Source organism: Acetobacterium bakii (assembly GCF_001263355.1).
Lineage (GTDB): Bacteria > Bacillota > Clostridia > Eubacteriales > Eubacteriaceae > Acetobacterium > Acetobacterium bakii.
Genome location: NZ_LGYO01000007.1, coordinates 1 through 26034, shown reverse-complemented (window position 1 = coordinate 26034; position 26034 = coordinate 1). Strand labels below are relative to the sequence as shown.

The 26034-nt window shown below is 43.4% G+C and carries 24 protein-coding genes and 5 tRNA genes; 28 read left to right on the top strand and 1 reads right to left on the bottom strand.

Annotated features, from left to right (window positions below):
- Positions 1 to 2 precede the first annotated feature (2 nt).
- From mnmA to AKG39_RS02345, 26 genes are all read left to right on the top strand, one after another.
- Complete coding sequence (mnmA, locus tag AKG39_RS02470) at positions 3 to 1079, top strand: tRNA 2-thiouridine(34) synthase MnmA (RefSeq protein WP_050738777.1); 1077 nt, start codon at positions 3 to 5, stop codon at positions 1077 to 1079.
- A gap of 195 nt (positions 1080 to 1274) precedes the next feature.
- Entirely contained in the window at positions 1275 to 3323 is a 2049-nt protein-coding gene (locus AKG39_RS02465; protein ID WP_050738776.1) for a hypothetical protein, read from the top strand.
- Between the two features lie 28 nt (positions 3324 to 3351).
- A complete protein-coding gene (locus tag AKG39_RS02460) occupies positions 3352 to 4038 on the top strand; it encodes a response regulator transcription factor (RefSeq protein ID WP_050738775.1) in 687 nt (228 codons plus the stop codon).
- Positions 4022 to 5332, top strand: a complete 1311-nt coding sequence (locus tag AKG39_RS02455) for a sensor histidine kinase (protein WP_050738774.1) — start codon at positions 4022 to 4024, stop codon at positions 5330 to 5332. Before AKG39_RS02460 ends, AKG39_RS02455 begins: the two co-directional genes overlap by 17 nt.
- 234 nt (positions 5333 to 5566) lie before the next feature.
- Complete coding sequence (locus AKG39_RS02450; RefSeq protein ID WP_050738773.1) at positions 5567 to 7768, top strand: ATP-dependent helicase; 2202 nt, start codon at positions 5567 to 5569, stop codon at positions 7766 to 7768.
- Between the two features lie 30 nt (positions 7769 to 7798).
- Positions 7799 to 9790 (top strand): NAD-dependent DNA ligase LigA, encoded by a 1992-nt coding sequence (ligA, locus tag AKG39_RS02445; protein WP_050738772.1) that lies wholly within the window; start codon positions 7799 to 7801, stop codon positions 9788 to 9790.
- Positions 9791 to 9931: 141 nt separating this feature from the next.
- On the top strand, positions 9932 to 10219 hold the full coding sequence (gene gatC / locus AKG39_RS02440; RefSeq protein ID WP_050738771.1) for an Asp-tRNA(Asn)/Glu-tRNA(Gln) amidotransferase subunit GatC: 288 nt from the start codon (positions 9932 to 9934) through the stop codon (positions 10217 to 10219).
- Between the two features lie 9 nt (positions 10220 to 10228).
- Positions 10229 to 11701, top strand: coding sequence for an Asp-tRNA(Asn)/Glu-tRNA(Gln) amidotransferase subunit GatA (gene gatA / locus AKG39_RS02435; RefSeq protein ID WP_050738770.1), 1473 nt, complete (start codon positions 10229 to 10231; stop codon positions 11699 to 11701).
- Between the two features lie 3 nt (positions 11702 to 11704).
- On the top strand, positions 11705 to 13141 hold the full coding sequence (gene gatB / locus AKG39_RS02430; protein ID WP_050738769.1) for an Asp-tRNA(Asn)/Glu-tRNA(Gln) amidotransferase subunit GatB: 1437 nt from the start codon (positions 11705 to 11707) through the stop codon (positions 13139 to 13141).
- 97 nt (positions 13142 to 13238) lie between these two features.
- On the top strand, positions 13239 to 13988 hold the full coding sequence (gene rph, locus AKG39_RS02425) for a ribonuclease PH (RefSeq protein WP_050738768.1): 750 nt from the start codon (positions 13239 to 13241) through the stop codon (positions 13986 to 13988).
- 12 nt (positions 13989 to 14000) lie between these two features.
- Positions 14001 to 14600 carry an RdgB/HAM1 family non-canonical purine NTP pyrophosphatase gene (gene rdgB, locus AKG39_RS02420; RefSeq protein ID WP_050738767.1) on the top strand — a complete coding sequence of 200 codons (600 nt, stop codon included), beginning with the start codon at positions 14001 to 14003 and terminating at the stop codon, positions 14598 to 14600.
- Positions 14601 to 14794: 194 nt separating this feature from the next.
- Positions 14795 to 15289, top strand: a complete 495-nt coding sequence (locus AKG39_RS02415) for a metallophosphoesterase family protein (RefSeq protein ID WP_050738766.1) — start codon at positions 14795 to 14797, stop codon at positions 15287 to 15289.
- Between the two features lie 32 nt (positions 15290 to 15321).
- Positions 15322 to 15672, top strand: coding sequence for an ArsR/SmtB family transcription factor (locus AKG39_RS02410; protein ID WP_242852537.1), 351 nt, complete (start codon positions 15322 to 15324; stop codon positions 15670 to 15672).
- Between the two features lie 70 nt (positions 15673 to 15742).
- On the top strand, positions 15743 to 16648 hold the full coding sequence (locus AKG39_RS02405; RefSeq protein WP_050738765.1) for an ABC transporter ATP-binding protein: 906 nt from the start codon (positions 15743 to 15745) through the stop codon (positions 16646 to 16648).
- A gap of 9 nt (positions 16649 to 16657) precedes the next feature.
- Positions 16658 to 17443 carry an ABC transporter permease gene (locus AKG39_RS02400; protein ID WP_050738764.1) on the top strand — a complete coding sequence of 262 codons (786 nt, stop codon included), beginning with the start codon at positions 16658 to 16660 and terminating at the stop codon, positions 17441 to 17443.
- Positions 17444 to 17595: 152 nt separating this feature from the next.
- Positions 17596 to 17669, top strand: a tRNA-Gly gene (locus AKG39_RS02395).
- A gap of 24 nt (positions 17670 to 17693) precedes the next feature.
- Positions 17694 to 17770 (top strand) — tRNA-Arg (locus AKG39_RS02390).
- Positions 17771 to 17795: 25 nt separating this feature from the next.
- A tRNA-His gene (locus AKG39_RS02385) sits at positions 17796 to 17872 on the top strand.
- 18 nt (positions 17873 to 17890) lie between these two features.
- Positions 17891 to 17966 (top strand) — tRNA-Gln (locus tag AKG39_RS02380).
- 182 nt (positions 17967 to 18148) lie between these two features.
- A tRNA-Lys gene (locus AKG39_RS02375) sits at positions 18149 to 18224 on the top strand.
- Positions 18225 to 18621: 397 nt separating this feature from the next.
- Positions 18622 to 19380 (top strand): alpha/beta hydrolase, encoded by a 759-nt coding sequence (locus tag AKG39_RS02370; RefSeq protein ID WP_050738763.1) that lies wholly within the window; start codon positions 18622 to 18624, stop codon positions 19378 to 19380.
- Positions 19364 to 19903: a peptide-methionine (S)-S-oxide reductase MsrA gene (gene msrA / locus AKG39_RS02365; RefSeq protein WP_050738762.1), complete on the top strand. Its 540-nt coding sequence runs from the start codon at positions 19364 to 19366 to the stop codon at positions 19901 to 19903. Before AKG39_RS02370 ends, msrA begins: the two co-directional genes overlap by 17 nt.
- On the top strand, positions 19900 to 20274 hold the full coding sequence (locus AKG39_RS02360) for a YccF domain-containing protein (protein WP_050738761.1): 375 nt from the start codon (positions 19900 to 19902) through the stop codon (positions 20272 to 20274). The genes msrA and AKG39_RS02360 overlap by 4 nt, the downstream gene beginning before the upstream one ends.
- Positions 20275 to 20374: 100 nt before the next feature.
- Positions 20375 to 21412 carry a methionine ABC transporter ATP-binding protein gene (locus AKG39_RS02355; RefSeq protein WP_242852536.1) on the top strand — a complete coding sequence of 346 codons (1038 nt, stop codon included), beginning with the start codon at positions 20375 to 20377 and terminating at the stop codon, positions 21410 to 21412.
- Complete coding sequence (locus AKG39_RS02350) at positions 21402 to 22061, top strand: methionine ABC transporter permease (RefSeq protein ID WP_050738759.1); 660 nt, start codon at positions 21402 to 21404, stop codon at positions 22059 to 22061. Before AKG39_RS02355 ends, AKG39_RS02350 begins: the two co-directional genes overlap by 11 nt.
- A 136-nt stretch (positions 22062 to 22197) precedes the next feature.
- On the top strand, positions 22198 to 23010 hold the full coding sequence (locus AKG39_RS02345) for a MetQ/NlpA family ABC transporter substrate-binding protein (RefSeq protein WP_050738758.1): 813 nt from the start codon (positions 22198 to 22200) through the stop codon (positions 23008 to 23010).
- A 188-nt stretch (positions 23011 to 23198) separates the two neighbouring features.
- On the opposite strand, the gene AKG39_RS02340 is transcribed toward AKG39_RS02345, so the two are convergent.
- Positions 23199 to 23582: a hypothetical protein gene (locus AKG39_RS02340; protein WP_050738757.1), complete on the bottom strand. Its 384-nt coding sequence runs from the start codon at positions 23580 to 23582 to the stop codon at positions 23199 to 23201.
- A gap of 217 nt (positions 23583 to 23799) precedes the next feature.
- Between AKG39_RS02340 and AKG39_RS02335 the strand changes: the two genes are divergently transcribed.
- On the top strand, positions 23800 to 24471 hold the full coding sequence (locus AKG39_RS02335; protein ID WP_050738756.1) for a response regulator transcription factor: 672 nt from the start codon (positions 23800 to 23802) through the stop codon (positions 24469 to 24471).
- Entirely contained in the window at positions 24468 to 25946 is a 1479-nt protein-coding gene (locus tag AKG39_RS02330; protein ID WP_050738755.1) for a sensor histidine kinase, read from the top strand. The genes AKG39_RS02335 and AKG39_RS02330 overlap by 4 nt, the downstream gene beginning before the upstream one ends.
- The last annotated feature ends 88 nt before the right edge of the window (positions 25947 to 26034 follow it).

Below are 26034 nucleotides of genomic sequence, written 5' to 3'. Positions count from 1 at the left end.
ACATGAAAATCGTTGTAGGAATGTCAGGGGGGGTTGATTCCTCGGTTGCGGCTCTGCTTTTAAAAGAACGTGGCTACGACGTCATCGGCGTCTTTATGAAAAACTGGGAAGAGACGGATGAAACAGGTTTGTGTACCGCCACCGAGGATTACGATGATGTCAGACGGGTGTGTGATACCATTGATATTCCCTATTATACTGTGAATTTTGCCAAGGAATACTATGATTCTGTTTTTTCTTATTTTCTTGAAGAATATAAGAAAGGGCGAACGCCCAATCCGGATGTATTATGTAACCGTGAAATTAAATTCAAACGTTTTTTGGATTATGCCATGAATGTGGTTGGTGGGGACTATCTTGCCACCGGGCATTATGCTCAAATTGATTTTGTGAATGAGCAATACCGTTTGAAACGGGCGTTTGATCATAATAAGGATCAAACATACTTTCTTTGTCAACTCGGGCAAAAGGAGCTTGCCGATGTAATTTTCCCCATCGGGCATCTTTCCAAAGATGAGGTGCGTCGGATTGCAGTTGAAAATAATCTGGCAACCGCACAGAAAAAAGATTCCACGGGCATCTGCTTTATTGGTGAACGGAATTTCACTAAATTCCTGAGCCAATATATACCCGCACAGCCGGGAAATATTGTGGATCTTGCCGGAAGCGTAAAAGGGACCCATCAGGGACTGATGTACTATACCTTGGGCCAGCGTAAAGGCCTGGGAATTGGCGGTCAGGGAACCGGAGAACCCTGGTTTGTTGTCCATAAGGATTTGGATACAAACGAATTGGTGGTGGTGCAGGGTGATGCCCATCCCGCCCTATATTCAAAATCCCTGGAAGCCACGGAAATGAGCTGGGTAGGCGGCACTCCTCCGGCAACGGAATTTAAATGTAGTGCAAAATTCCGATATCGTCAGTCAGATCAGGGGGTTTCGGTTCGGGTGACCGAAGACCGCATTTTTGTTACGTTTGACCAACCACAAAAGGCGGTGACACCGGGACAGGAGGTTGTCCTGTATCAGGGAAATATCTGCCTTGGTGGAGCAACCATTGATTGTGTGGAAATGATTTAATTAATATTCTTAAAGACAAAGGAGCAGGCTAAATTTAGTTTGCTCTTTTGTATTTTTTTTGCATAAAACCCGGGCTTTATGGTAAACTATAGACAGAACATTTATTATAATGGGCGGAAACTGTGAAGAAGTAATCAAGTTAAACTTTTTTTATAGAATTAATAAGCACAACTTATGTGGAAGGATTGAAAAGATATGAAAAAACCCTGTGAAAAATGCAAAAAGCCAATTGGCTTTTTAGAACGAACGCATAAAATAGAGAATGAAAAGTTGAATATTAAATATGAATCTCTTTGTAACGACTGTAATGGAATCATCAAAAATGGGATTGGTAAAATAGATGACATGTACCAGTGGATGATGTCAAACCTTAACAAAAACAAAGATGTCCAGAAGAATGGCGTTACATCAGTGGATATTGATCTTCTTATTCTACTGGCCGTAGAGGCACTTTTTTCGGTGGAACCGAATTATTTTGAGCCGAAAACAACTTTAAATCAAACGATTATTCGCGGCGACGAAAATCGGGGCATCGACAAGCAAAAGGATATTGTGCGGACTATTTATAAACTCCTGCTTTATGGTTTTGAACAGAACCTAACCGTTCTTGGTTTGCAGACGACTCGAAATTTTATGGCATACATGATTCAGAATGAAATTTATCTTGAAGAAGTGGAAATGAATTGTGGGGAATCTGATGAACCCATAAAAGCCAATCTGTTTATCAGCCGCAGGGGTTTGATTATTGAAACCATTGAAGTACGTAAGCTTGTTTACATTCCTATTCCCAAAGAAACCTTGATTGATTATCAAGTGGCCGCTTCTGAAATTATTAATGAGATTACTTTAAAAAATGTGTGCTATCCCTGGGATGCAATGAAAAGTGTGGTCATTACCCTGATGTCTGAAAAAGCGATGCTGTCGGTGGCCAATGCTCTGGACCGATTTAATCAGAAAACCGGAAAGCTCCAGGACAAGGTGAAGAAGGATGGTTTGGAATATTTTAACGATCGGGTGATGGAAGATATTAAAAAACTGAAACCGGATGAATTAATTGAAGCCATTCATTTAGATTGTCTGCTTTTATGTATTGTGAAAAATCTGAAAAGCCAAAAAATGTTTTCCATGGAAGCTCTGTTCGATCCAAAGGGAACAACCATTGAGCTGCTTTGGGCATACTACCGACAAAATCTTCGCAACATGGGCATTGACAACAACGACAAAATTGTAACCTATCTGTTGAAAAACTGTCTTTACACCGAAGGATTCAGCATTAAACATGGCAATAAGCCCAGTGATAAGGGCTGGGGATTTTTCACCACCAAGGGTTATATTATTTATTTTAGACGGAGCCGACAAATTTTCTTTATTTATACGGAAACCTTCCCAAATGCCCTTTACCATCCCTGTAACCGGGTGACCTACGATAACAAACAGTATCTCCAATTGATTATGAATAACGGTCATACCTCAGGGGATGAATACCATGACCTTGATGAATTGATTTTTTATAGTGATGAACCGGAAACCATTGCTCAAATGGAACGTTTTTTTGAACGACACAACCTTTATTATCAAATGGAACGTTTTTTGAAAAAGCAAAAAGAGATTCAGGGGAAACGGGAAAAGCACCTGGAAGTCAGGCGAATTGTAAATCATATTTTTGCTGATTTCGGATATCTGCCCTATTGTATTTATGATGAATGGTATGTGATTCAAAAGGAACTTCAGGAAAGTGATCTTTTATTAGGTAAAATTATCGAAACCGGTGGCGGTTTGCGAAAAAATTATACCCTGGGGAAAATAAACTATGCTCCCAAAATCATTGAAGCTTTTAATCAGGCTTCAATTGATCTGCAGGAATCCCTTGATATTAAAGAAGAGTCTGTGGCCAAGGCGATTTTATGGGTTAGTTTAAAAGATGCGGTGACAGAAACCCTGTCTGAAGAATGGGTGCGTATCGCCGGAAATATTTTAGAAGAAGGGGACAATGCCTTATCGGCTTTTTTCAGATACGTTAACCTTAAAAAGATCGAGCCGGATAAAGTTTATTATATGGGACTGTTCATTTATCATCTGATGGATCGGAGCATCTTACCTTCAGATAATTTTCTGGATAATTACGAAGGCGCAGTGAGAATCTTTCTGGAATGTCGTCGGGTTGTGGAAGAACCAAAATACGAGGGTACGATTGTTCCTATTGATGAATTGCTCGAAGAGGTCTTCCCGGAAACAGCAGAATAACGAATATTAAATAAGGAGTTGAAAATCGATGCGTATTCTCTTGGTTGAAGATGAAAAACCCCTGGCAGCAGCTCTTGGAAAAATCTTTGAAAAAAATAAAATATTAGTGGATGTGGTCAATGATGGCATCGAAGGAAAACTTTTAAGTGACAATGACGTTTATGATGTGATTATTCTGGATATTATGCTGCCGGGAATGACGGGACTGGAAATTCTTCGGTCCATCAGAGCATCAGGAAAAAACGTACCGATTCTACTCTTAACAGCTATGGATGATACCCAGGATAAGGTCAATGGTCTCAATATGGGCGCGGATGATTATCTGGTGAAGCCTTTTGTCACCGATGAATTGGTGGCCAGGGTCCGAGCCTTGGGACGGCGTCCATGGGAAGTGTATCAGGATAATGTGATCCCTTTTTCAAATATAGCGTTGAATATTAATACTGGGGAACTTTTTGTGGATGGCAAATTGAATAAGCTAACCGCAAAAGAAGCACAGCTGCTGGAAATGTTTATCAGAAATCCGGGGATGACGATTTCAAAGGAACAGATTTTAGATCGGATCTGGGGAATCGAAAGTCAGGCCATGGAAAACAGCGTTGAAATTTACGTCCATTATTTAAGAAAAAAGTTGGATAAATCCAAGACCTATATTAAAACAATTCGGGGATTAGGTTATGTTCTAAAGGAGAAGGAGAATGCTGAGCCTCAATAAGCTTAGAATCAACTTGACGCTCATGAACACAGGAGTCCTGATTGGACTCCTCTTATTTATTTCAATTTTCCTCTATGTGGTGCTCAGTGTGGACATAGAAACAAATGTGAATAATAATCTTAAAATATATTCTTCCCAGCTGGCCAACAATATTGAATATCTTGAAAGGGAACAAGAAGGACAGGTCACTACCGAAGAAGAGCGACAGGGTTACTCCGAATATACCCGGAGCCTCATTCAAAATAATATCTCCTATGCTATTTTCAATCAAAACTATAAGAGTTTAGATCAATCACCTACGATTCCTTTGGAAGAGACCCAGCTCATTGAGATTGCAACCCACTATTTCAACAATAACGAGAAATATTTCATCAGCAATTACGAAAGCGGCGGAACAGATTACAAAATTTGCACCTATATGGTCGTTAATAAAAATGGCGAGTTGAAAATTGTACAGGCCATGAAAAACATGAAGCCGGAACGAACGCTATTGGATAATGCCCTTAGAATGATCAGTATTGCTGTACTGGTTGGAGCTTCCCTGTCTTTTTTAGGAGGCTATTTTTTATCCGGGCGTTCCCTGATTCCCATTAAAAAAGGTGTTCAGCGACAGCAGGAGTTTTTAGCCGATGCCTCCCATGAGCTGCGCACACCCATTGCCGTGATACAAACCAATCTTGAGGTTGTGAAGACCTCAGGGGATGAAACCGTGGATAGTCAAATGACCTGGGTGGATAACGCCTATGATGAGGTCACGCGAATGGGTCGGATTGTCGAGGATCTGATGTTTTTGGCGAGGGCGGATTCCGGGGATGTGGTTATCCAGAAAGAATCCATTGATCTCACCTATCTGATCAAGAATGTGACCGAAAAAATGGCGCCATTGGCTGGGAAACGAGGCATCTACTTTATTAACACCCTGGACGATGACTTAATCATGGCCGGGGACGAAAAGCAGATCACCCAGCTATTGGTCATTCTTTTGGATAATGCCATTAAATACAGCAATGAAAATACCTCAATCCAAATCCTGGGAAAACAGGATCACCTGGGCATAACAGTGGAAGTCATGGACCAGGGCATTGGTATTGCCCCTGACGAGATTGATCGGGTCTTTCAGCGGTTTTACCGGGTGGACAAGGCCCGTTCAAAAACCGAAGGCGGTACCGGTCTGGGCTTGGCCATTGCAAAATGGATTGTAGATGAGCACCACGGCGGCATCCTTATTGAAAGCGAAGAAAATAAGGGAACAAAAATTATATTGCATTTTAATGAAGAGGTGGGAAATAGATGAATGAACTAAAGTATTATGGCGATCTTATCATTGACGGTCCCGGTGCAATGAATGCCATCGGGGAGTGTGCCGGAAACCGGATTTTCATTATTACCGGAAAATTCACTTAAGGGATCTACCCAAAGGTACCCGGTAAAAATGGACAGGGTTTTAAAAAGGACATATTACGGAAAAATTTTATATTAACAGCAATAGTAGGGGATTTACTTTAAAAATCAGAAACCAGGAGGATTCATGAGTTTATTAGACGGATTAAACAGTCGACAACGGGAAGCCGCAGAAACCATTAACGGACCTTTACTTATATTAGCGGGGGCTGGATCGGGAAAAACACGGACCATTATTCACCGTATTGCTCATATCATTGAAACCGGTCAGGCATGGCCATCACAAATATTAGCCATTACCTTTACCAATAAAGCAGCCGGTGAAATGCGGGAACGGATTGCGAAAATGGATATTCAGGACAGCAAACGGATTTGGATGTCCACCTTCCATGCCATGTGCGCCAGAATTATGCGAACCCATAGCCAGTGGCTGGGCTATGACGACAATTTCGTGATTTACGACATGGATGATCAAAAACGCTTGTACAAGGTTTTGGTTAAAGAACTGGAGTTGAATGATAAATACTATACCTATCAATTTGTAGGGGGCGAGGTTTCAAACGCCAAAAATAATTTTGTCAGTCCGGATGCCTACATCAAAGAAAATGCCGGCGATTTCCGAAAAGAAAGCGTCGGGCGTTATTACAAGCGTTACCAGGAAAGTCTCAAGAAAAACAACGCCATGGATTTTGATGATCTGATTTATAATACTCTGGTATTATTTAAAGGATTTCCGGAAATATTGGAACAGTATCAGAATAAATTTAAATATATCCTGGTGGATGAATACCAGGATACCAACCACAGCCAATATGAGTTGGTGAATTTATTGGCTGCCAAAAATCACAATCTCTGTGTTTGCGGGGATGATGATCAAAGTATTTACGGTTGGCGAGGCGCGGACATTAACAATATCCTTGATTTCGAAAAGGATTATAATGGCGCTAAAATCGTCAAACTGGAAGAAAACTACCGATCAACCCAGGTGATTTTAGATGGTGCCAACTGTGTTATCTCCAAGAACACCGGTCGCAAGGAAAAAGCGCTGTGGACGAACAATGAGGGCGATGAAAAAATCATGATTTCCTCTTTTAACCAGGGGTATGATGAGGCCCGTTTCATTGTTGATGAAATTAAAACCACGATCGCCGAAGGCAATGGGATCTATGGCGATTTCGCCATTTTATATCGGACCAATGCCCAGTCCCGTTTGTTTGAGGAAGCGCTCATGCGTGAGGACATACCTTTTCAGCTGATTGGCGGCACCGGCTTTTATTCACGACTGGAAATTAAGGATGTTATTGCCTACCTTAACGTTTTAAGTAACCCCAAAGATAACATGGGCTTTTTACGGATTGTGAATGTTCCAAAACGGGGCATTGGTTCGGCGACCATTGAAAAAATCGGCGAATATGCAACGTTTAAAGACTTCAGTATGATGGAAGCCTTTCATCATGTGGAAGAAATTCCAGAACTCAGTCCCAGTGTGAAAAATAAGGTCCGCGCCTTCAGTGAGCTGATGAAGGAGCTATCAGAAATCAAGGAAAATTCGGGTTTAAGCGGCTTGATCACCGGGGTTATCGAAAAATCCGGTTACATTGAAATGCTGGAGCTGGGCAAAATGGACAAGGGCGAAAGCCGTTTGGAAAATCTCCAGGAATTGGTTTCGTCGGCCTCAGATTTCGAAAAAAACAGCGACGATCAAAGCCTCAGTGCTTATTTAGAAACCGTGGCCTTATCCTCGGAAACCGATAAGTACGACGACAGTGAAGGTAAGGTTCTGTTGATGACCCTGCATAATGCCAAGGGCCTGGAATTCCCGATTGTCTTTTTACCGGGCCTTGAAGAGGGCATTTTTCCTCATGGCCGTTCCATGGACTCACCGGATGCCATTGAAGAAGAACGCCGAATCTGCTATGTCGGGATCACCCGGGCCATGAAGCGTCTTTATATTTCCTGGGCGGCGGAACGAACGATGTACGGCCGCAAACAGCTGCAGTCACCGTCACGTTTTCTCAAAGAAATTCCCGTCGAGGTCTGTGTTGAGAATAAACAGCGGTACGAACGAAAACCGGAAATTGACAGCCAAGAATCCCGCAAGAAAAAAACATTTTCGGAACGGGTTATTCAGTCAAAGGTTGCCATCAGAAGACGGTCCTCCCATGCCATTAAACAAACAACCGAAAACAGCTTTGGGCTCAGCGACAAGGTTCGTCATAAGAAATTTGGTGTCGGCACCGTGGTCGAAGTGAAAAGTGATATGATTTCGGTGGCCTTCCCCGGGGTCGGCATTAAAAAAATGGATCCGGGATTTGTAGAAAAAGCTTAAAAAGCGTTTTAAAAAGATGGGAAACAGCAAATGGATAGTAATCAGATAAATCAGTTGAGAGAAGAAATTGAGGCTCACAATCGTGCCTATTATATTGAAGACAGTCCCAAAATAGCGGATTATGATTATGACCGGCTGATGCAGCAACTCATTGAACTGGAAACATTGTATCCGGAACTGATAACCAAGGATTCCCCCACCCAACGGGTCGGCGGTACCCCTTCTGAAGGATTTGAGAAGGTGACCTATCAGAGTCCGAAACTCAGTTTGAGCAACGCCTTTAATGAGGGGGATCTCCGGGATTTCGACCGCCGGGTTCGGCAAACCTGCCCCGGAGCAACCTATGGGGTGGAGTATAAGTTTGACGGTTTAACGGTGGTGCTTAATTATGAGGATGGCATTTTTGTTCAGGGCGCCACCCGCGGTGATGGTATGGTTGGTGAGAATGTCACCACTAATCTCAAAACCATTCGAACTATTCCGCTGCGCTTGAAAGAGGCCCTTAGCCTGGAAGTTCGGGGTGAAGTTTTTATGGGGAAAAAAGATTTCGAAAAGCTGAATCAGCGACGGGTATTGGCAGAAGCAAACAGCTTCGCCAATCCCCGAAATGCCGCGGCGGGTTCCATTCGCCAGCTTGATCCGAAGCTGGCGGCGTCCCGGCCGTTGGATATATTTGTATTTAATCTTGAAACTCTGGATGATTTTGGCCTCAAAACCCATACCCAGGCGCTGGCTTTTTTAAAGGAGCTGGGATTTAAAACCAGTGCGGTAAAAGAGTTTAGCGATATTGAAGAGGTTATAAATTATTCAGTGGTTATGGAAGTCGAGCGAAAAAACCTGGCCTATGAAATTGATGGGTTGGTGATTAAGGTCAATAATCTGGAAGACCGAGAGATTTTAGGAAACACTACCAAAAGCCCCCGTTGGGCCATTGCCTATAAATTTTCGCCGGATCAGGCCATCACCACAGTTAATGGGATTACCGTGCAGGTGGGCCGAACCGGGGCCTTAACCCCAGTGGCAGAGCTGGGCCCGGTCACGCTGGCCGGGTCGGTGATCGCCCGGGCTACCCTTCATAATGAAGATAATATCAGGGACAAGGACATTCGCATCGGCGACCAGGTGGTAATTCAAAAGGCCGGCGACGTCATTCCCGAAGTGGATCACGTTATTTTTGAAAAACGCACCGGCAGTGAAGTGGTTTTTAAGATGCCGAAAAACTGTCCGGTCTGTGGCGAACCGACCTTTCGCATTGATGGGGAAGCGGTTACAAAATGCGTCAATATGGCCTGTCCCGCCCAGGTATTTCGCAAGCTGGTCCATTTCACCTCCCGGGATGCCATGAACATTGAAGGCTTGGGACCCGGGGTGCTGCGGCTGGTGATTGATAATAATCTGGTGGCCAATCCCGTGGATATCTACCATCTCTTTGAACAGAAAGAGATCTTGATCACCCTGGAAAAACTGGGAGAAAAATCTGTGGAAAAGCTGCTGGCGGCCATCGAAGATTCCAAAACCAGGGAATTGTCGCGGATCATTTTTGGTCTGGGCATTCCGCTGGTTGGGGCCCGGGGCGCCCGGGTTCTGGCCGAGCACTTTAAATCCATGGCGGCCCTGAGTCATGCCGAGGCTGAGGAACTCCAGGAAATTTTTGACATTGGCAATAAAATGGCCATTGAAATTGTGGACTTTTTTAAAACACCGAAAAATCTGGATATTATTAGAGGGCTTCAGGAAGCCGGGCTTAATATGTACCAGGAAAGCACGACGGTGTCCCAGAGTCTTCAAGGGAAAACCTTTGTGCTCACCGGCACACTGCCAACCCTGGACCGCCGGGAAGCCAAAGCTCTCATCGAAGCCAACGGTGGAAAAGTGTCCGGCAGCGTCAGTAAAAAAACCGATTATTTATTAGCCGGAGAAAAATCCGGGTCCAAACAAACCAAGGCCCAGGAACTGGGAATTGCAATTATTGATGAAAGTCAGTTTTTAGCCCTTGTCACCAATGGTGTCTTTGATTTATAATAAAGGATGATTTTTAGAATTAAATTAACAAAAATTCCGGCTGGGATTGTTGACAAACTATTGCACTGACAACGGATTAATAATAGTCAGTCAATAAGCACCTGCATTTAGAAAAGAATACCGTTAAGAAGGGAAATTGATATGAGTTTAACACGAGAAGATGTGACCTATGTGGCAAATCTTGCCCGTTTAGAATTTTCGGATGATGAAGTAACCGCCCTGGCTGACCAATTGGGTGCGGTACTTGATTATGCCCAGACCCTCAGCGAGCTTGATACCTCCCAGGTAAAGGCCACCGAACATGTATTGGCGATGAAAAATGTTTTTAGGGAGGACGTGGTTAAACCATGTCTAACCAATGAAGAGGCACTGGCCAATGCACCGGAAAGCGAAGCCGGGTGCTTTAAAGTTCCCCGGGTTATGGAATAGGAGGCCAAAATGGAATTAAGTCAAAAAACAATACATGAAATCAATGAGCTCCTTAAGAAAAAAGAGGTTACCGTCACCGAAGTAACCCAGTCGGTGATTAATCGGATCGATGCTGTTGAAGGATCAACCGATGCGTATTTAAGGGTACAACCCGAACAGGCTCTGGCTATGGCCAAGATTGTGGATGATAAGCTCAAAGCGCGCAAGAAAATAAGCCCCCTGGAAGGGATTCCCTATGGCTTGAAAGATAATCTGTGTACCAAGGGAATTTTAACCACCTGTGCCTCAAAAATGCTTTATAATTTTGTTCCTCCATACAATGCCCATGTTTATAATCTTCTCATTGAAGAAGGCGGGATTCTGTTGGGAAAAACCAATATGGACGAGTTTGCCATGGGCTCCTCTACGGAAAACTCGGCCTATAAAGTAACCAAAAACCCCTGGGACTTAAACAAGGTTCCCGGCGGTTCCAGCGGCGGTTCAGCGGTTGCCGTGGCATCGGATACTGCCTATTACAGCCTTGGCTCCGACACCGGCGGCTCCATTCGTCAACCGGCATCCTTTTGCGGTGTGGTTGGTATGAAGCCAACCTATGGCTTGGTATCCCGTTACGGTTTAGTAGCCTTTGCATCCTCGCTGGATCAAATCGGACCATTCACCAAGGACGTGGAAGATTGCGCCCTGGTGTTAAATGCCATTGTGGGACATGACGAAAAAGACTCAACCTCGTTAAAGCTTGAGAAAAAAGATTATACCAAAAACCTCAAACAGGGCGTTAAAGGCCTGCGTATTGGCGTAGCCCAGGCTTTCTTTGGTGAAGGTCTCCAGCCCGAGGTTCGCAAAAGCCTCGAAGATGCCATTGCGGTTTATAAAATACTGGGGGCGGAAATTGTGGATGTATCCTTCCAATATCTGGATTATGCTCTTTCGGCCTATTACCTGATTTCATCTGCCGAAGCCAGCTCCAACCTGGCTCGTTACGATGGCATTCGCTACGGTTTTCGGGCCGAGGAGTATGACGGTTTGGTGGATCTTTACCGCAAAACCCGGAGCCAGGGTTTTGGCGAAGAGGTCAAACGGCGGATCATGCTGGGCACCCATGCCCTGAGTTCTGGTTACTATGACGCCTATTATAAAAAAGCCATGCAGGTGCGAACCCTGATCAAAGAAGATTTTGACCAGGTATTTAAGAGCTGTGATGTGCTGCTGACACCCACATCGCCAACCACTGCCTTCGGGATTGGTGAAAAAACCAACAACCCCTTAGAAATGTACCTCACGGATATTTACACTGTTCCGGTGAACATTGCCGGAATCCCCGGAATTTCCATTCCCTGCGGTTTGGATCAAGCTGGCATGCCCATTGGGATGCAGCTATTGGGTCCGGCCTTAAGCGAAAAAGCGCTTTTAAAAGCCGCCTGGGCCTTTGAAAATGAAACGAACATTAAAAATTTAAAAGCACCACTGGGAAAGGAGGTTTAAACCATGGAATATGAAATTGTCATTGGCATGGAAATCCATGTTGAACTGGGAACGAAATCCAAAATATTCTGCTCCTGCCCGACCGAGTTTGGGGCCGAAGAAAACACTCATACCTGTCCTGTTTGTCTGGGCATGCCGGGAGTACTCCCGGTGTTAAATGAAAAAGTGGTGGAATATGCCACCCGGGCCGGATTAGCCCTGGGTTGTGAAATTGCCCACTACAGCAAGATGGATCGAAAAAACTATTTTTATCCGGATTTACCAAAGGCCTATCAAACCTCCCAGTTTGACCTTCCGATTTGTAACGGCGGGGTCATCGAAATTGAAGTGGATGGCATTAAAAAAGATGTCGGCATTACCCGGATCCATATCGAAGAGGATGCCGGAAAACTGCTCCATGAATCCGTTGATGGGACTCTGGTTGATGTGAATCGCTGTGGGGTACCACTGATCGAAATCGTTTCGGAACCTGACATGAGCAGCGCTGAAGAAGCCCGGGCATTCGGGGAAAAGGTCCGCAATATTTTAGAATATACCGGCGTTTCAGATTGTAAAATGCAGGAAGGTTCAATGCGCTTTGATGTGAACCTTTCAATGCGGGAAAAAGGTGCCACAGTTTTAGGCACACGTACGGAAATGAAAAACCTGAACTCCTTTCGGGCCTTAATCCGGGCGGTTCATTACGAAAGTAAGCGACAAATCATCGAGCTTAAAAAAGGCCATGTCATTACCCAGGAAACCCGAAAATGGGATGATACCAAGGGCACCTCTTCATCGCTTCGAAGTAAAGAAGAAGCCCATGATTACCGCTATTTTCCAGAACCTGACCTGGTGCCGATTGTGATTGAAGCGGATTATATTGCGAAAATAAAGGCTGCTTTGCCGGAACTCCCGGAAGCCAAAAAGCAACGTTACATGGACGAATACAAGCTTCCGGAATACGATGCCGGAGTATTGACCGCCACCGGTATTCTGGCAAATTTCTTTGAAGAGGCGGTGGGACTCTATAACGAGCCCAAGCAAATTTCCAACTGGTTAATGGTTGAAATTCCGCCGTTGCTGAAAGAAAAAGAATTATGCATGGAAAATATTTCCATCACCCCGCTGATGCTGACAGAACTGTTGAAATTGGTTAAAGATGACACCATCAGTGGAACCAGCGGGAAAGAAGTATTAAAAGAAATGTTTAGTACCGGCAAAAACCCCGGTGATATTGTCAAAGATAAGGGTCTTGCTCAAATGAGTGATACCACCGAATTGGAAGCCATCATTGAAAAAATTGTGGCGGCCAATCCGAAATCCGTTGAAGACATTGGCGCCGGAAGCGATAAGGCCTATGGCTTCCTTACCGGACAGGTCATGAAAGCTACCAAAGGCCAGGCAAATCCACAGGTTGCTAACGAAATTATCCGTGCTGTGGTAGCAAAACATTTAGGATAATTCCAGACAGAACCATCAGACACTTAATCAGAGTGTTGCAACTGCACGCATGGTTGCAACACTTTTTATAATCGAATCAAGAAAAGGAAAACACTTTATGCAAAAATTACCCGAAACAGCGGTTGAATATGAACGCATTGATGGCCGAAAAAAAGATGAGCTTCGCCCAATTACGATTACCCGAAATTTTATCAGAAACGCCGAGGGCTCAGTCCTCATTGAAATGGGCAACACCAAGGTTATCTGTACCGCCATGGTTGAAGAAAAGGTGCCCCACTTTTTAAAGGGACAAAAACAGGGTTGGATTACCGCGGAGTATGAAATGCTGCCAGGATCCACCAATACCCGAAAAAGCCGGGACCGAAACCGCGGCAAAATTGATGGACGCACCATGGAAATACAGCGCTTAATCGGCCGCAGCCTGCGGTCGGTTATGGATCTTAAAAAACTCGGGGAACGCACCCTCTGGATTGACTGCGACGTCATTCAGGCCGATGGCGGCACCCGGACTGCGGCGATTACCGGCGCCTTTATAGCACTCCACGATGCGCTGTCAGGATTGCTTGAGAAGGGTGTGATCAAAGAAATGCCCATTACCAATTTTGTGGCAGCCACCAGCGTTGGTATTCATCAGGGTGAAATCATCATGGATCTGTGTTATGAAGAAGATTCCAGTGCCGAGGTCGATATGAATATGGTCATGACTGAAGATGGTGAAATCATTGAAATTCAAGGCACAGGCGAAGAACGGCCATTTAAAAAAGAAGAACTCCAAAAGCTCTTAATCCTTGGCGAAGCGGGCATCAAAGAACTCATTGCTTTTCAAAAAGAAAAACTGTCAATATAGGAGGTTGTTTTGATGAAAACAATTTTACTGGCAACAGGGAACCAAAATAAGGCCCGGGAAATCAAAAACTTGCTGGATAACGTCTTTGAGGTTGTGACCATGAAAGATTATGGAATCGCCATCGATATTATTGAGGATGGTTTGACCTATGAGGAAAATGCCCTGATTAAGGTCCGGGCTCTTAAGCCTTATGTTCTGGGAAAAGACATTATTCTGATGGGTGATGACTCCGGATTATCAGTGGATTATCTAAACGGAGCACCGGGAATTTATTCAGCCCGTTATGCCGGCGAAGACGTTGACTACGCCGCCAACAATAAGAAGCTGTTGGCGGTCATGAAAGATGTACCCGCGGAAAAACGGGGCGCCGCGTTTATTTGTGTGATCGCCATTCTTTTTCCTGATGGCCGGGAGCTCACCTTTCGGGGTGAAGTCCGGGGCACCATCGCCTTTGATTATACCGGCACAGGCGGTTTTGGCTACGATCCGATTTTCATTCACCAGGATACCGGACGCGCCTACGCCCAAATGTCCGACAATGAAAAAAACCGGCTCAGCCACCGCGCCGCAGCCATTGCAAAGGCAAAACCTTTGCTTTTAAATAATAAATAGATATTCGCAAAAAATTAAAAAAAAATAAGACCTTTATACCTTGGTGTTGGTTTATATAAACAATTTTGTAACGTCGAGGCGGACATCTCGTAGAGTGTCCGATGTAGAGTGGAAAAATTGTTTCATATAAACGGACAGTAAGGAACGCCAAACGTTAGCAATTACCGATAAGAATAAAGAATAAGGAGAGAATCATGAAAATTGGAGTGGTTAGTGACAGCCATGGAAATTTGCAGGCTCTGGAAAAAGCGGTGGCTCAAATGGGAGCGGTGGATGTGATCTTTCATCTTGGCGATTACGTTGAAGATGGATTGCACCTGCGAACCCTGACTAGTGCGGCCGTTCATATCGTTAAAGGAAATATGGATCAGCATGCCGAAGATGGGAGTTCGATTATCATCACGACCATTGGTGGATTTAACTTTTTTGCCTGTCATGGGCATCAATATGGGGTTAAAAATGATCTTAACAATATTTATCATGCCGGTCTCGAAAAAAACGCCGATGTGATTCTTTTCGGACATTCTCATAAGGCCTTTCTCCAGGATGATGGCCAAACGTTGATCATGAATCCCGGATCCATCGGAGCACCCCGAATGGGAGATCCAGAGAGTTATGGAATAATTTTCATTGAAAATGGGGATATCGACGCAAAAATTTTTCCTCTCTGGGACGATATCCGGTCATGATATAAATCTGGATAAGTAATTAGTTAAGGATTATGATTGACAAAACAGGATTGTTCGATTATCATGAAACTATGAAAAAAATTGAATTAGTAAAAATTTTCAAGGCCCTTTCAAGTGAACAGAGATTGAATATTTTTATCATGCTCTATAATTGGAACCAGACGACCTCGGATGCAACAGCAGATTGCTTCTGCTCAGAGGAAGGCGTGGAGAAATGTTTTACTAAAGCATGTGACTGTATGGATCTATCCCGGTCGACAATCTCGCATCATTTCAAAGAACTTGAAAATGCAGGTTTAATTACATGTACTCGTATTGGGCAAAGCTCAGTATGTAAGGTTAATATGGACGCCGTGAAGGCGATCAGGGAATTTTTGGAGTAGTCCGGAAGTTTGGCGTTAAAGTTCGATTATTATGGAACAATAAAACAAATATTGGAAAAGGAGACAACGTATGCTGAGTATTAGCAACGTATCAAAGACCTATAAGCAAGGAAATAAAGAGGCTTTAAAAAATATAAATTTAGATATTATGGAAGGCGAATTTACAGCCTTGCTGGGACAAAATGGTGCCGGAAAAAGCACCTTAATCAATATCATGGCGGGCAATGTAAAAAAGACCAAGGGTACTGTAAAAATCGGTGGGTACGATATCGATAGCAATGAGCTTGATACAAAAAAAATCATTGGGATTGTGCCCCAGGATACCGGCTATGATTTTATATTTACCGTTGATGAAGCGCTGAAAAAGCAATCAGGTTATTTTGGGATCAAGGATAACAAAGAATATATTGATGAACTACTGGAAGCGCTCTATTTAACTGAAAAAAGAAGCGCCCGGCTGAGAGACCTTTCAGGTGGGATGCGCAGACGATTTTTAATTGCCAAAGCGCTGGTTCATAAACCAAAAATCCTCATTCTGGATGAGCCCACTGCCGGCGTCGATGTCGAAATGCGCCATACCTTATATGATTTTTTAATTAAACTGCATGAATCGGGAACGACAATCATACTGACAACCCATTATATTGAGGAAGCAGAAAAATTGTGCAAGCGAATTGTTATCATCGATGGTGGTGAGATTGTGGCCGATAAGCCCAAGGAAGAACTGATGGAAACTTTTTCCAGGGAAATTGTGGTTGAAATTCATTTTGATAATGAACTGAAGCTTGATGATTTTGATTTTCTGAAAGAGTACCAACCGCAAATAGAGGAAAAAACAAATCTGAAACTTAAGGTGTTAAGAAAAGATTTTTCAAAGGTATTTCAAAAGCTGGCAGGAAAAAACATGGAATTTACCGATCTTATTGTGGAAAAACCAAAACTGGAAGATATTTATTTAAATCTTATTAATCATTAGGAGATACATATGAAGAGAGGCTTTATATTTTACAACAGAACAGGCTTTTTAACCCTTTTAAACAGGGAAATTCACCGATTCATGAAGGTGCCGGTCCAGACGGTTCTGGCTCCGCTTATTTCAAATATTCTGTATATGGCTATTTTCGGCGGAATGCTGCAAACGCGGTCGGTTGGCATTGATGGGGTAAGCTATTTGCATTTTCTGGTGCCTGGTCTGGCGACCATGGGAGCAATTTTTGCCGCATTTCAAAATCCGGCGTTTTCAATTATCTCGCAAAAATTTCAGAATACGATTCAGGATTTGAATAGTTATCCCATATCTGTTACCGAAAAAATTCTGGCATTTATTTTTGGCGGAATGTTCCGCGGTGTATTAGTCGGGGTGCTGACCTATGCGGCAACTATTTTCTTTGTCGGTTATGAAATTGAATATCCTTTATTTTTCGTTTTGGGACTGACGGCAACATCCTTTGTTTTTGCATCAGTTGGTTTAATCGCCGGGCTCGTATTAGATAATTTCGAGAAAATGAATTTTGCACTGGCAATTGTTATTACGCCACTAACTTATTTAGGCGGGGTGTTTTTTGAGGTTTCAAAACTGCCCGGGATATTGTCCAGTATTAAATACATTAACCCAATCTATCCGCTGGTGAATATTACCAGATATGCTTACATCGGTGTTTGTGAAGGTAATATCTACACCCATGTCCTGGTGACGACGGTTTTGGTCATCAGTTCGTATTTAATCGCAGCGCACATATTTAAGAAAGGTATTGGGATTAAAACAGTGTAACCGGCTTTTAATAGGCCCGTTTTCTATTGAGATAACCGGGAAAGACGAAAAAAGCAAAGAATAAAGCAAAATAAAATGGACAATAAACAAAAAACTTCTTGACAATATTTGTCATTTAAAGTATACTAACACTTGTCTCTAAGTGAGGCAATGCGGGTGTAGCTCAGTGGTAGAGCCCTAGCCTTCCAAGCTTGTCGCGAGGGTCCGATTCCCTTCACCCGCTCCATTTTTTTTTGTACAAATGCATTGAGCGCCTGTAGCTCAGTAGGATAGAGCAACGGCCTTCTAAGCCGTGTGCCAGAGGTTCGAATCCTCTCAGGCGCACCATTTCAAACAAAGTAGTTTTATTGTGGTGGGTATAGTTCAATCGGTTAGAGCGTCGGATTGTGATTCCGGATGTTGTGGGTTCGAGTCCCATTATCCACCCCATTTTATTCTGTTTGTCTTAGGGGTATGGCCAAGTTGGTAAGGCACAAGATTTTGATTCTTGCATGCGTAGGTTCGAGTCCTGCTACCCCTGCCATTTTCATTAATTTGAAAGACAGGCAAAAAATTGATCACACAATTTAATATTTTATCTGACCCATTAGCTCAGTTGGTATAAGTAGAGAACCCAAATCTTTGATTTGGTGTGAATCACTTAGTTAGGCAAACTTGAGTATTACGCAATTATATGAAGACACATTACAATTTAATATTTTATCTGACCCATTAGCTCAGTTGGTAGAGCATCTGACTTTTAATCAGGGTGTCGGGCGTTCGAGCCGCCCATGGGTCACCATTTTAATAACTATAACCGCACACCGTTGTGGTTTTTTATTTTTTTGAACAACGCCATCGGCTCGAACGCTGAGCAACGCGAAGGGAAAAGCCGATAATCAGAAAGAACTATTTTTAGCCCATGGATCATTAACTGTTTCGTTTTAAAGAGCCGATAGGCGACTCATTACGAAACGTTATCCAGGAACAAGGATCCGCCTTAAAAGGATCCTTGTTATCGGACCATTTTAATAACTATAACCGCACACCGTTGTGGTTTTTTTCTTTTTTTGAACAAAGCCAGAGTGCTAAGCGATGCTGAAGAATGGCATCATTTGAATAAAGGATTCTATGGTAGATTATCCGGGAATAGGGTATAATCAAAGCACGAATTCAATATTAAAAAAAGGGGGAGATTTATGGAAAAGAAAAAATCGCTAAAAACCTTTTTTAAAATTATGGGAATCATTCTAGTTGCCATTGTTATTGGGCTCCTCACCTATCTGGGAGATTATTATCATGCCGACACAGTCGCCCATGAGGCGCTCATATCGGATAATCTCGTGACCGTTGAAGAGCAGGGCAATCTCACTATTTTTTCACCGGCTGACAAGGAGATCGACCAGGGGTTTGTTTTTTATCCCGGAGGAAAGGTTGAAGCCATCGCCTATGCACCCTTAATGCGGTCTTTGGCCCAGGAAGGATTCACAACTGTCATAGTCGGAATGCCCTTTAATCTGGCGGTATTTAATGCCGATGGTGCCAATGAGGCGATGGAGGCATTGCCTGAAATAACAACCTGGTTCATCGGAGGTCACTCTTTGGGAGGGGCCATGGCATCGGATTATGTGGCCGGGAACCCAGAGAAGCTTGCGGGACTGGTTTTAATGGGAGCCTATCCTAATACAACATTAGCCCAAACTGATATCACTGTGCTCAGCCTTTATGGCAGCGAAGATGGTGTGCTTAACCGCGAAGCGTTTGAGCAGGCAAAAGAAAAAATGCCAACAGATGTTTCATATCAGGAAATTACTGGAGGAAATCACGGGAATTTCGGAAATTACGGGGAACAGGAAGGTGATGGAATCGCATTAATTTCAGCACCGGAGCAGCAGGCTATTACGGTTGAAAAAATTAAAGATATTATGGGAGGAAAAATTGATGAAACAGGAAAATAACAAGGAAATTATCCTGGCAGGCGGTTGTTTCTGGGGAACGGAAAAATATTTTCAAGCCATAAAAGGAGTTATCAAAACCGAGGTGGGCTATGCCAATGGCAAAACCCCGAACCCAACTTACAAGGAAGTATGCAGTGGGAAAACCGGACATGCCGAAGCGGTGAAGCTGGTTTATGATGCCAGCGTTGTGTCCTTGCCTTTTTTACTGGACATGTATTACCAGGTTATTGATCCGGTAGCCTTGAATCGTCAGGGGAATGATGTGGGAACACAGTATCGTACCGGAATTTACTATGCTGATCCACAAGATAAGCCGGTGATTTTGGAATCCTTAAAAGAATTGCAAACCCACTTCGAAAAAAAATTGGCCATTGAAGTGCTGCCCCTGGAAAATTACAGTTCGGCCGAGGACTATCATCAGAAGTATCTGGATAAAAACCCTGGGGGTTACTGCCATATTGGAACCAGTGCTTTTAAAAAAGCAGCCCAGGCTGTGGACGATACGGTTCGAGGTGAAAAATGAGCACCTTTGGAAACATAATCTGGATTATTTTGGGTGGCTTTGTAATGGCTTTGGGCTGGTTTATCGCCGGTTTAATCTGCTGCATTACCATTATTGGCATACCGCTGGGAATCCAGGCGTTTAAAATGGGTCAGTTGGTACTTTGGCCTTTTGGCAGAACTGTCGATTTTTCCAGAATGGGAGCAGGATCCTTGATATTGAATATCTTCTGGATTATTTTCTTTGGCTGGGAATTGGCCATCGGATCGGCTATTTTAGGAATGCTTTATTGCATAACCGTTATTGGAATTCCCTTTGGTATTCAGTGGTTTAAGTTTGCCAAATTGGCACTGCTGCCTTTTGGAGCGGAAATCATTAATATTCCAAAGTAGAACCGCGTTAATAAGCTTGACAATAAAACAATATCAAGAATATAATTATACAGTGGGCGAAACCGAACCCACTGTTTTTTAATTGGATTTTATGAGGAGAGTGAGAAACATCGATAATAAGACGTTCCAAAAACCGATCATTGAAATAAAAGACCTGGTAAAAACATTTTATCCCAAAAGTGGCGAGGTCAAGGCTTTAGATGGTATTAACCTGACGGTTAATCAAGGCGAAATATATGGGATTATTGGCATGAGCGGTGCCGGGAAAAGTACCCTGGTCCGTTGTATCAATCTTCTTGAAAAGCCAACCGAAGGCAGTGTATTTATAGATGGACAGGATATTTCGACGTTAACAGAAAAAGAATTGCGAACCACGCGGTATTCAGTGGGTATGATATTCCAGCAATTCAATTTACTGATGCAGCGCACAGCGGAAAAAAACATTCTTTTTCCGCTGGAGATAGCCGGAGTTGAAAAAAACACGGCCAGGAAAAGAACGACGGAACTTTTGGAATTAGTCGGCTTGCCGGATAAGGCCAAAGCCTATCCTTCACAGCTGTCCGGAGGGCAAATGCAGCGCATTGGAATCGCCCGAGCGCTTGCCAACAACCCTAAGATTCTTTTGTGCGATGAAGCGACTTCGGCACTGGATCCGTCAACGACCCAGGCAATTCTAAAACTACTCAAAGAAATTAACCAGAAACTGGGGATCACCATTGTTATTATTACCCATGAGATGAGTGTGGTGGAAGAAATCTGCAGTCATGTGGCGATTATTGACAATAGCAAGATTGCCGAGTTCGGCAGAGTGGCGGATATTTTCAGAAATCCAAAAACCGAAATTGCTAAAAAAATGATTTTTTCCCAAGGTGAAAATACCCCGGTTGTTATGGGCGAAAACTTTTATCGGATTGTTTTTGATAATAAATCTTCCAGTGATTCGGTGATGGCAAAAATGATCCTGGAAACAAAATGTATGGTGAATATTCTGCATGCGGATATGAAAAATATTGATGGCATCACCTTTGGACAAATGGTGATTCAGTTGCCCGAGGATGAGTTAAGTGCTTCCCGGGCCATTAATTATCTCAGAGCCAATCAAATTACCGTTGAGGAGGTGGAAGGCGATGTGGGATAGTTCAATGACAACCCTGATTGTACAGGGGACATTTGAAACCTTGTATATGACACTGACTTCAACCTTGATTGCTTACATTATTGGGTTACCCATGGGGGTTTTGCTGGTGACTAGTGATGCCCAGGGAATTGTGCCCATGAAATTTCTCAATAAAGTCCTTAATATTGTGGTTAATATCACCCGGTCGATTCCCTTTTTGATTCTCTTGATTGCGGTAATTCCATTAACCCGATTGATTACCGGAACCAGCATCGGTTCCACCGCAACCATTGTGCCCTTAGTCATTGCTGCCGCACCTTTTATTGCGCGTTTGGTTGAATCTTCCATTAAAGAGGTGGATTACGGTATCATTGAAGCATCTCTTTCCATGGGGGCAAGCCCTTTTCAGGTGGTATCAAAGGTCATGATTCCAGAAGCTAAGCCGTCATTGATTATCGGAGCCGCCATTGCCACCACCACGATTTTGGGCTATTCAGCCATGGCCGGGATCGTCGGCGGCGGCGGACTTGGTGATATTGCTATTCGCTTTGGATATTATCGTTATGAAACCGGGGTGATGGTTGTTACTGTTGTTCTGTTGGTTTTAGTGGTTCAGATTTTTCAGGAAGCCGGAATGAAAATAGCGCAAAATCAGGATCGACGAAAATAATTTACGGTCACTTCTGGTTTAAACAGCAGCTTTTATGGGAATAACAATTTTTGAATTGACAACCTTGGGGCGCTGTGCTATATTACATATCATACTACTAGGAATTGTATAGAATGAAAATGAAAAGGAGAGAAAAATGAAGAAGTTATTATCAGTATTATTGGTTGGGGTTGTTAGCCTTGGCTTGTTTACTGGGTGCGCAACCCAGGGAAGCGACGACAAGACAATTGTTGTCGGTGCCAGCCCAACACCTCATGCAGAGATTCTAAAAGTTGCCCAGGAGGTTCTAAAAGAAGAAGGATATACTCTTGAAATTAAAGAATTCACTGATTATGTTCAGCCAAACCTGACTCTGGAAAACAAAGAGTTGGATGCCAACTTCTTCCAGCATCTTCCATACTTAGAAGATTTTAACGTTAAGAATGGCACAAACCTTGTCAGTGCCGGAGCCATTCATTACGAACCATTGGGCGTATACCCGGGAAAAATCAAGTCACTGGATGCAGTTGTTGATGGCAGCACCATTGCAGTACCAAATGATACCACTAACGAAGCGCGGGCTTTATTGCTGCTTGAAACCCTTGGATTAATCAAGATTGATCCCAATGCAGGACTTGAAGCTACACCAAAGGATATTATTGAAAACCCTAAAAACATTGTCATCAAAGAACTGGAAGCCGCTCAGCTGGCGCGGTCACTTCCTGATGTGGATTTAGCCGTTATTAATGGTAATTATGCGCTTCAAGCAAGCTTGAACGTGGATAAGGATGCCATTGCCAAAGAAGAAAAAGATTCTTTGGCAGCACAGACCTATGCCAATATTATTGCCGTGCGAGCCGGAGACGAAACCAGTACTAAGACAACGGCTTTGATGAACGCATTAAAAAGCGACAAGGTAAAAACATACATCGAAGAAACCTATCAAGGTGCAGTTGTACCAATTTTCTAAACCCAAAGCACAAAAAAACGTCCCAGGGACAATGGTAAATCGTTGTCGGCGGTATGATCGTACAGGCGCTGGGCCTGTTCGCCATGATGCCGACAACTGATGTTACGATTGTCCTTGGGACTTACTTCTTTGCAGTATCAAACGGCTTCTTGTGAAGGCGTTTTTTTGTTGTAAACTTTAAGAATTAATTAGACTGTTCGTCCGCCGCGACGCATGCCGCTGCCATCCTGGGGATGGGTGCCGCCGCCGATATCACAAGCGCCGTCGCCATCAGCATCAACAAAATTTGCCGAGCCACCGGTTCCAGCGTTATCGCAAACGCCATCGCCATCAGCATCGATAAAGTTTGCGTTGCCGGCGCCGTTACCCATACCGCCAGTGCCCACAGGATTACCGGTGAGATCGCAGATACCATCACCATCAGCATCCTGAGTACATTGTGCCGTGCCTTGGCCGGTGCCGTTGCCAACACCGGTGCCATTACCGGCACCGTTTCCTGAAGCTGCCATGGCACTTCCTGCGGTTGCCAGCATTAATACTAAAGATGTTACGAGAATCATTTTTTTGGTCATTTTAATTTCCTCCATTAATAAATTTTTGTTTCTTTCGATAGTTGTATTATAGGACTGCTATGTGTCATTTCTGTGTCAAAAACAGAAAATAAAAGACAATGGTTAAGAGAGTATGATAAACTATTTTCAGGATAAAAGGTCAGGGCTTAATTTGACACAAAAATGACATTCATAAATGCTATGCTGATACAGATTAATAATGGAGGTAAGGTGACTGATGAAGGGGATACGCATTCTTGTGGCGGAAGATGAAGATAAATTACGAGAAATCATTTTAAAATATTTGAAAAAAGAAGGCTACGAAGGAATCGGCGCTGCTAATGGGGAAGAAGCCCTGGATCTCTGGGCGGAAAAACAGCCCGACTGTGTTATTCTTGATGTGATGATGCCGATAATGGATGGTTTTGAAGTTTTGGCGGAAATCCGGGAAACCGACAATGTTCCGGTGATTATGTTGACAGCACGAAGAGAGGAAGATGATAAGATCCAGGGGTTTGAGGTCGGGGCCGATGATTATGTGACCAAGCCTTTTAGTCCCAGGGAATTGATGGTCCGGATAAAGGCATTGTTAAAACGCAGTGGCATTGCAACTGTCGAAAGCAAAACCGATATTTGCGGGATTAATTGTAATTCAGAAGAGCATTTAATAACGATTAATAATGAAATGATTAAATTAACCCAAAAAGAATATGAGGTTTTAATCTTTTTAATCAATCATCAAAAAATGGCTTTATCCCGGGAACAAATTCTTGATCGAATTTGGGGATTTGATTACGAAGGAGACCTGCGGGTAGTGGATACCACCATCAAGCGGCTGCGAAAAAAAATGGAAGCGAAAGGGGAATGTATCCAAACAGTTCGAGGAATTGGATATAAATTTCAAGAATGAAAGGATCTATTTTTTCCAGACTCATGGTTTATTTGGGGATTTTTTTCCTGATTTTATGTGGGTTGACCTATTATATTCTCAGTACCTACTTTGAGGTTTATTATACTCAAACCAGAACAGATGCCCTCATCACCAATACCAAAGAGATTTCGCAAATTTACAACAGTGAAGGGTTGACGCCGGAACTCCAGTCCCGGATTGATACAATCGGTGAAGAAGGTACGGTTATTGAAATTATCCAAAATCAAATCACTGCCGAAGAAGGAGAATTACATCAAGGCATGGGCGATGGGACGGGGAATGGAACCGGGCAAGGAACAGGACAAGGCACTGGCCAAGGTATGGGCCAGGGAAGCGGCCTGCAGCAGGAAAGTTTTGAGAACCAGGTGGCAGAACATCAGCATGGCGAAAGCTTTGTAACAGTATTGGGGAAAGATGATCATGCGGTCGAATGGCTAACTTATAAAGAGGCTGTGGCTGATGGTAGTCAGGTTGTTGGACGCATCCCTTTGTACTCGGTTCACGAGGTGATCGAAATTGTACAAAACTTCTTACTGGTATTTTTGATGATTATTTTTGCTAGCTCTTTGATTTTTGCGTACTTTTTTGCCAGAAACATTTCAAAACCCATTGTCAATTTAAATCGGATTTCAAAGGAAATGGGGAACTTGAATTTTGCCGAAAAATACAAAGGTCGCCGGAAGGATGAAATTGGACAGCTGGGAGAAACTCTGAATCGCATTTCGGATGAGTTGGAAAGTACCATCAATAAGCTTCAGGCCGAATTAAATAAGGAACGGACCCTGGAAAAAATGCGACAGCGTTTTACCGCCCAGGTATCCCATGAAATTCAGACACCGTTAGCAGTGATTAAAAGCTACGCCGAGGCCCTCGAAGACAAAATTCTGGAATCCGAAGAAGAAGAACTGGATTATTTCATCACCATCCAGAAGGAAGCCGATAAAATCAGCGGAATCGCCAGTGATTTGCTGGATTTGGCCCAAATTGAGTCTGGAGCATACACCTTGAAAAAAGAAAAAATCCTCGGCGCAGAGGTTTTGGCAGCGGTGGTTGAGCGTTTTAGGCAAACCTATCCCCATAAAAACATTAAGCTTGAAAATCGCTGCGATGCTGAATTACTGGTCATTATGGATCGAAAAAGGATGGAACAGGTCTTTTACAACCTGCTGAATAACGCCATTAAACACGTGGTCCCGGAGGATGGCCTTATTGAGCTTGAAAGCGAACTACAATCCGGGGATTGGGTAGTCACGGTTTATAATGTCGGGAAGCCAATTCCGGAAAATGAAATTGATCAAATCTGGGAATATTTCTATAAGGCCCAGACTGACAAAAAAGGCACCGGACTGGGGTTAGCCATTGTTAAAGGCATTGTCCTGTGTCATGGCGGGCAGGTGGCGGTGCAAAACCGGGAAAAAGGCGTCTGGTTTGAAATACGGCTGCCGTTAAAATAAAAAATATGGATTTTCAAAACAAAGATTGTGGTATAATAGCATTATTTAAAAACTTAAATTAGGCAACTGCGAAATTCAAAAGAAACGA

Bases quoted from the DNA above. Each gene is read 5' to 3' on its own strand.
- mnmA (WP_050738777.1), top strand. From the start codon at position 3: ATGAAAATCGTTGTAGGAATGTCAGGGGGGGTTGATTCCTCGGTTGCG.
- AKG39_RS02465 (WP_050738776.1), top strand. From the start codon at position 1,275: ATGAAAAAACCCTGTGAAAAATGCAAAAAGCCAATTGGCTTTTTAGAA.
- AKG39_RS02460 (WP_050738775.1), top strand. From the start codon at position 3,352: ATGCGTATTCTCTTGGTTGAAGATGAAAAACCCCTGGCAGCAGCTCTT.
- AKG39_RS02455 (WP_050738774.1), top strand. From the start codon at position 4,022: ATGCTGAGCCTCAATAAGCTTAGAATCAACTTGACGCTCATGAACACA.
- AKG39_RS02450 (WP_050738773.1), top strand. From the start codon at position 5,567: ATGAGTTTATTAGACGGATTAAACAGTCGACAACGGGAAGCCGCAGAA.
- ligA (WP_050738772.1), top strand. From the start codon at position 7,799: ATGGATAGTAATCAGATAAATCAGTTGAGAGAAGAAATTGAGGCTCAC.
- gatC (WP_050738771.1), top strand. From the start codon at position 9,932: ATGAGTTTAACACGAGAAGATGTGACCTATGTGGCAAATCTTGCCCGT.
- gatA (WP_050738770.1), top strand. From the start codon at position 10,229: ATGGAATTAAGTCAAAAAACAATACATGAAATCAATGAGCTCCTTAAG.
- gatB (WP_050738769.1), top strand. From the start codon at position 11,705: ATGGAATATGAAATTGTCATTGGCATGGAAATCCATGTTGAACTGGGA.
- rph (WP_050738768.1), top strand. From the start codon at position 13,239: ATGCAAAAATTACCCGAAACAGCGGTTGAATATGAACGCATTGATGGC.
- rdgB (WP_050738767.1), top strand. From the start codon at position 14,001: ATGAAAACAATTTTACTGGCAACAGGGAACCAAAATAAGGCCCGGGAA.
- AKG39_RS02415 (WP_050738766.1), top strand. From the start codon at position 14,795: ATGAAAATTGGAGTGGTTAGTGACAGCCATGGAAATTTGCAGGCTCTG.
- AKG39_RS02410 (WP_242852537.1), top strand. From the start codon at position 15,322: ATGATTGACAAAACAGGATTGTTCGATTATCATGAAACTATGAAAAAA.
- AKG39_RS02405 (WP_050738765.1), top strand. From the start codon at position 15,743: ATGCTGAGTATTAGCAACGTATCAAAGACCTATAAGCAAGGAAATAAA.
- AKG39_RS02400 (WP_050738764.1), top strand. From the start codon at position 16,658: ATGAAGAGAGGCTTTATATTTTACAACAGAACAGGCTTTTTAACCCTT.
- AKG39_RS02370 (WP_050738763.1), top strand. From the start codon at position 18,622: ATGGAAAAGAAAAAATCGCTAAAAACCTTTTTTAAAATTATGGGAATC.
- msrA (WP_050738762.1), top strand. From the start codon at position 19,364: ATGAAACAGGAAAATAACAAGGAAATTATCCTGGCAGGCGGTTGTTTC.
- AKG39_RS02360 (WP_050738761.1), top strand. From the start codon at position 19,900: ATGAGCACCTTTGGAAACATAATCTGGATTATTTTGGGTGGCTTTGTA.
- AKG39_RS02350 (WP_050738759.1), top strand. From the start codon at position 21,402: ATGTGGGATAGTTCAATGACAACCCTGATTGTACAGGGGACATTTGAA.
- AKG39_RS02345 (WP_050738758.1), top strand. From the start codon at position 22,198: ATGAAGAAGTTATTATCAGTATTATTGGTTGGGGTTGTTAGCCTTGGC.
- AKG39_RS02340 (WP_050738757.1), bottom strand. From the start codon at position 23,582: ATGACCAAAAAAATGATTCTCGTAACATCTTTAGTATTAATGCTGGCA.
- AKG39_RS02335 (WP_050738756.1), top strand. From the start codon at position 23,800: ATGAAGGGGATACGCATTCTTGTGGCGGAAGATGAAGATAAATTACGA.
- AKG39_RS02330 (WP_050738755.1), top strand. From the start codon at position 24,468: ATGAAAGGATCTATTTTTTCCAGACTCATGGTTTATTTGGGGATTTTT.